This window comes from Luteibacter sp. (assembly GCF_036500425.1).
Taxonomy (GTDB): Bacteria; Pseudomonadota; Gammaproteobacteria; order Xanthomonadales; family Rhodanobacteraceae; genus Luteibacter.
Genome location: NZ_DASYCB010000045.1, coordinates 1 through 5,534 on the forward strand (window position 1 = coordinate 1; position 5,534 = coordinate 5,534).

Annotated in this window: 5 protein-coding genes and 1 tRNA gene; 5 read left to right on the plus strand and 1 reads right to left on the minus strand. The window is 64.1% G+C overall.

Features of this window, described 5'->3' with window-relative positions; all coding sequences use genetic code 11:
* Positions 1–56 precede the first annotated feature (56 nt).
* A tRNA-Ala gene (locus VGN46_RS10895) sits at positions 57–132 on the minus strand.
* Between the two features lie 225 nt (positions 133–357).
* Here VGN46_RS10895 and VGN46_RS10900 point away from each other — a divergent pair.
* The 5 genes from VGN46_RS10900 to VGN46_RS10920 all read left to right on the plus strand — a co-directional run bounded on the left by VGN46_RS10900 (position 358) and on the right by VGN46_RS10920 (position 5,458).
* Positions 358–2,118: a cation:proton antiporter gene (locus VGN46_RS10900; protein WP_331643631.1), complete on the plus strand. Its 1,761-nt coding sequence runs from the start codon at positions 358–360 to the stop codon at positions 2,116–2,118.
* Positions 2,119–2,282: 164 nt separating this feature from the next.
* Positions 2,283–3,068, plus strand: a complete 786-nt coding sequence (locus VGN46_RS10905; RefSeq protein ID WP_331643632.1) for an FKBP-type peptidyl-prolyl cis-trans isomerase — start codon at positions 2,283–2,285, stop codon at positions 3,066–3,068.
* 145 nt (positions 3,069–3,213) lie between these two features.
* Positions 3,214–4,563: a UDP-glucose/GDP-mannose dehydrogenase family protein gene (locus VGN46_RS10910; protein ID WP_331643634.1), complete on the plus strand. Its 1,350-nt coding sequence runs from the start codon at positions 3,214–3,216 to the stop codon at positions 4,561–4,563.
* Positions 4,529–4,768, plus strand: a complete 240-nt coding sequence (locus VGN46_RS10915; RefSeq protein ID WP_331643636.1) for a SlyX family protein — start codon at positions 4,529–4,531, stop codon at positions 4,766–4,768. Before VGN46_RS10910 ends, VGN46_RS10915 begins: the two co-directional genes overlap by 35 nt.
* Before the next feature lie 24 nt (positions 4,769–4,792).
* The gene (locus tag VGN46_RS10920; RefSeq protein ID WP_331643637.1) at positions 4,793–5,458 is read left to right on the plus strand and encodes a DUF2058 family protein; all 666 of its coding nucleotides are present in this window, start codon (positions 4,793–4,795) and stop codon (positions 5,456–5,458) included.
* Positions 5,459–5,534 lie beyond the last annotated feature (76 nt).

A 5,534-nucleotide genomic window follows, 5' to 3' on the forward strand; every position in this document is an offset into this window, starting at 1 on the left:
GCCACCGTGAAAGGGTGATGTCCTAGGCCTCTAGACGATGGGGACGTACTAGAAGTTGGTGGAGCCAGCCGGGATCGAACCGGCGACCTCCTGCATGCCATGCAGGCGCTCTCCCAGCTGAGCTATGGCCCCCTGCTGGAACCGCAAAGATTACGTTCGAACCCCGGGTCTGTCAATCATTCGTTACATTTTTTTTTAAATTATTTTCGACGATTTCAGAATAGCCATGCAGGGCGAGGACTTGCGTGAGCCGTGGATTTAAGGGCTCTGGTCCCTGTTTAACCAATGCCTGCACACGGCGATGTTCTCGCGAGTTCGTGCGGGTTAACCTGTCCCCTCATAGCGACAGGGACAGGCATGCACGGCATCGTTTTCATCCAGGACCTGGCTACCGTGATGCTGGTGGCGGGCCTCACCACGGTGCTCTTCCAGCGCCTCCGCCAGCCGGTCGTCCTCGGCTACATCATCGCGGGCTTGTTGATCGGCCCGCACACCTTCCCCTTCATCTTCATCCACGATGAAGAAACGATCCGCACGCTCTCCGAGCTGGGCATGATCCTGCTGCTCTTTGCGCTCGGCCTCGAGTTCAGCCTGAAGAAGCTACGCGCGGTAGGGGGCGCGGCGCTGGTAGCCGCGTTCGCCGAGATCGTTCTGATGGTCTGGATCGGTTACGAGATCGGGCGCTTCTTTGGCTGGACCACCATGGATTCGTTGTTCCTTGGCGCCATGCTTTCGATCTCGTCCACGACCATCATCATGAAGGCGCTGGAAGACCTGAACCTCAAGCGCGAGCGGTTCGCGCAGCTGATGTTCGGCATCCTGATCGTGGAGGACCTGCTCGCCATCGTATTGATGGCGCTGCTCACCGGTATCGCCAGTACGGGGGGGCTGGAAGCAGAGCAGGCATTGGCCGCCGTGGGCCGGCTGGGCCTGTTCATGGCCGTATCGCTGGTGGTGGGGCTCCTGCTCGTGCCGCGCGTGGTGGATTACATCGCGCGGGTCAGCCGCAATGACGTGCTGCTTATCGCGGTGCTCGGCATCTGCTTCGGTTTCTGCTTGCTGGTGACCGAGCTGGGCTACAGCGTGGCGCTGGGTGCTTTCATGATTGGTGCCATCGTGGCCGAATCGGAAAGCGTCGCGCGGATCGAGCGGATCATCATGCCGGTCCGCGACATGTTCAGCGCCATCTTCTTCGTGGCCATCGGCATGCTGATCGACCCGGCGTTGTTGGCCGAGTACGCATGGCCGATCACGATCGTGACCATCGCCGTGGTCGTCGGCAAGGTGGTGACGTGCAGTTTCGGCAGCTTCGTGGCCGGCAACGATGGCCGCACCTCGTTGCGGGTAGGCATGGGCCTGGCGCAGATCGGCGAATTCTCCTTCGTCATCGCCACCCTGGGCCTCAGCCTGAAGGTGACCAGCAACTTCCTTTATCCCGTCGCGGTGGCCGTGTCGGCGATCACCACCTTCCTCACGCCGTACCTCATCCGCCTTTCCGACCCGTTGGCCACCGGTCTGGGCCGGGTGCTTCCGGCGCGGGTCACTGGGGTGTTCGGGGCCTATACGGAGTGGATGGGCAACCTGGGCCTGCAGGGGCAGGGGGCCATCGTGATGAAGATGATCCGCCGGCTGGTCTGGCATGTGCTCATCAACATGGCGCTGGTCATCGCCGTCTTCATTGGGGCAGCTTTCGCCTACCGCCGTGGCTTCATGCACCTGGATCTCTTCAGTGATAACCCGGTGGTGCGGCGCAGCCTGGCCTGGTCGGTCGCCGCGCTGCTGTCCCTGCCGATGGTGGTGGCGGCCTACCGCAAGGCGGCGGCGCTGGGCATGCTGCTCGCCGAACTCAGCATCCCGGACCGGTTCGGGGCGCGGACCTACCAGATCCGCTCCGTGCTGGGCCGGATCATCCCGGTGGTGGTCATGCTGATCCTGGGCCTGCTGGTGGCCGCGCTCGCCTCGACGATCCTGCCGCCGCGCGAGGTCGCAGCGGTGCTGATACTGATCGGTATTGGCCTTACCTGGCTGCTTTGGCGCGTCCTGGTGCAGGTTCACGCCCGGCTGCAGGCGGCTCTGCGCGACACGCTGGATAAGCCGGGGCAGGGCCACGGGGACTGAAGTAGACGAATTCACGAAAGGTTCGTGAACTTTTGTTATGAAACCTTGTCCTTGTCCCCGTCATTGCAAGCCGCACGCGAACCACAGCACAATGGCGATTCTGCCTCCGCATGGGGGTGCACACGGCGGCCTCGCCGATTTTCTCCAAAGAGAGGGAGTTACGAATGAAGCACTTTTTGCGTCCCACGATGATGGCCGTCGCCCTGGCGGTTTCGCTGGGTGCGGCCGCGGGCGCATCCGCCCAGGCTGCCAAGCCGGCAGCTGCCCCTGCGGGCGGCGTCGATAAGGTCAAGGCCAGCTATGTCGTGGGCTGGGATCTCGCCAGCTCGCTGCCGCCGCTGGTCGCGAAGGAAGTGGATGCAGCCACGGTTGCCAAGGCCCTGCAGGCTGCCCTGTCCGGCCAGAAGCCGACCATGAGCGAGGCGGAAGCCAAGTCCGTGCGCGAAGCCTTCGTGGCCCAGCTGAAGGTCAAGGCCGAAGCTGAGTACAACAAGGTCGCCGGCCAGAACAAGACCGAAGGCGATGCGTTCCTTGCCAAGAACAAGTCGGCTGCAGGCGTGAAGGTCACGGCCTCGGGCCTGCAGTACACGGTCGTCCAGGCCGGTACCGGCCAGCGTCCGGGTCCGAACGACACGGTCACCATCAACTACACCGGCACGTTCGTGAACGGCGAGAAGTTTGACTCCTCGGCCGACCACCAGCCGGCCGGTCCGGCCCAGATCCCGCTCGCCGCGGTGATCCCGGGCTTCCGCGAAGGCCTGCAGCTGATGCAGACCGGCGGCAAGTACAAGCTGTTCATCCCGTCGAACATCGCTTACGGCGCCAAGCCGGAAAACGGCTTCCCGCCGAATGCAACGATCATCTTCGACGTCGAACTGCTGAAGACCGGCCCGACCCCGGCTGGCCAGGGCCCGCAGGGTCCGGGCGCAGGCGCTCCGGGCGGCAAGTAAGCCGCAAAGCGGTTTACTTGAAAAAAGGGGCGCTCCGGCGCCCCTTTTTTTGTTTCGGTGGGAACCGGGTGAGGTTTGCTCGCTCCTCGCGGGAGACTACAATCGGCGGTTACGGCGAACCCGTCGGCAGGTAGCAAGGACACCCATGAACGTCACGATCTTCGGCACCGGCTATGTCGGTCTCGTCACAGGCACCTGCCTGGCCGAGATGGGCAATCATGTGGTCTGCGTCGACGTGGATGCTGGCAAGGTCGAGCGGCTCAAGCAGGGCGATATCCCCATCTACGAGCCTGGCCTCGAGCCCATGGTGCGGCGGAACCACGGCGAGGGCCGCCTGGATTTCACCACGGATGCCCCGCCTGCCGTCGCCCATGGCGACATCGTGTTCATCGCGGTGGGCACGCCTCCCGATGAAGACGGCAGTGCCGACCTGCAGTACGTACTCGCCGTCGCCCGCACGATCGGCGACCACATCGATCGCTACACCGTCGTCGTCAACAAATCGACCGTACCTGTCGGCACCGCCGACCGCGTGCGCGCTGCCGTGGCCGAACGGTTGAAGGCGCGTGGCGTGGATGTACCGTTCGATGTTGTATCCAACCCCGAATTCCTGAAGGAAGGCGACGCTGTCGAAGACTGCCTGCGTCCCGACCGCATCATCGTCGGCGCCTCTAGCCAGCGCGCGATTGGCGTACTGCGAAAACTGTACGCCGCCTTCAACCGCAACCACGATCGCATGGTCGTCATGGATGAGCGCTCGGCCGAGCTGACCAAGTACGCCGCCAATGCCATGCTCGCGACCAAGATCAGCTTCATGAACGAGATCGCCAACATCGCGGAACATGTCGGAGCCGACGTCGAGCTCGTCCGTCAGGGCATCGGTGCGGACCCGCGCATCGGTTACCACTTCATCTACCCGGGTGCGGGCTACGGCGGTTCGTGCTTCCCCAAGGATGTGCAGGCCCTGGCACGGACCGCGCACACGGTGGGTTACGACGCCAAGCTGCTGAACTCGGTCGAGGCGGTGAACGATGCGCAGAAGTCGCGCCTGTTCGCCTTGCTGTCGAAGCACTTTAGCGGTGAGCTGAAGGGTCGCACGATCGCGGTGTGGGGCCTGGCATTCAAGCCGAATACCGATGACATGCGCGAGGCCTCGAGCCGTCGCCTGATGGAGCAGCTCTGGGATGCGGGTGCCGCGGTGCGCGCGTTCGATCCTGAGGCTGCGGACGAAACTCGCCGCATCTATGGGGAGCGCGCCGACCTGACCCTGGTCGAGCGGCCCTACCAGGCGTTGGAGGGTGCGGATGCGCTGGTGATCGTCACGGAGTGGAAGGCGTTCCGTAGCCCCGATTTCGCCCGCGTGAAATCGCTGCTCGGCACGCCGGTGATCTTCGACGGCCGCAACCTCTATGACCCGGCGCTGGTCGAGGAAGCAGGCATCGCTTATTACGGTATCGGCCGTGGCCGCAGTCTGGCGGGCAACGACCATGGGTGAGGCCGATGAGCGCCTGATGGAACTCGAGGTACGCCTTGCCTTCATCGACGATACCGTGAACGAGCTTTCCTCGGCGGACGCGGAGATCGCGCGCCGCCTCGATTTGCTTGAACGGGCCGTGCGCCAGATGCGCTCGGACCTTTCCTCCATGCGTGCGGGGCTGGGCAGTGACCCAGGTACGGAACCCCCGCCGCCGCACTACTGAACTTGCTGAAGAGCCTTACCGACCATGGCAGATTCCCTGCGTGACCAGTTGTTGAAGAGCGGCCTCGTCAAGGAGATCCGTGAAGAGGCGCGTAAATCCGCGCCACCGCCGCGCCAGGGTGGACCGCGCCCGCAGGGCGGTAATTCGTCGGGCCAGGGCGGCAAGAAAGCAGGCCAGGGCGGCGGTGGTCGTCCGCAGGGTGGCAATCGCCACCAAGGTGGCGCGCGTCCACACAGCGGCCAGGGCGGCAACGTCCAGCAGCGGGCACCGCGCAAGGATGGCGAGGTCGATCTCGCGAAGGCCTACGCCATGCGCGCGCAGACCGAGGCGACCGAGCGTCGCCAGGCCGAAGCCGAGGCGGCCGAGGTGGCGCGCCTGCGCAAGGAAAAGAAGCGCAAGGTAGAGGAATTGCTGAAGGGCAAGACGTTGAACCTGGTCGAAGCCGATCAGGTACGCCACTTCCCCTACGGTGACAAGATCCGCCGCGTGCATGTCGACGCGAAGCAACTGGCCGCGATCAACGCGGGGGAGCTGGGCGTCGTGCAGCAGGGTGGCCGTTATCTTGTGGTCGAGAAGGCCGTGATCGATGCGTTGCGCGAGCTCGCGCCGGAATGCATCGCGTTGATGGTTGATCCGAATGCGCCGTCGAGCGAATCCGACGATGGCGTCCCGGATGACCTGATGTGGTGATCGGGTAGGAGTGTCGCCCACCGGATCGCGCGCAAGCGCGCTCCTACAAAAGACCTGCGCAGGCCCCTGTAGGAGC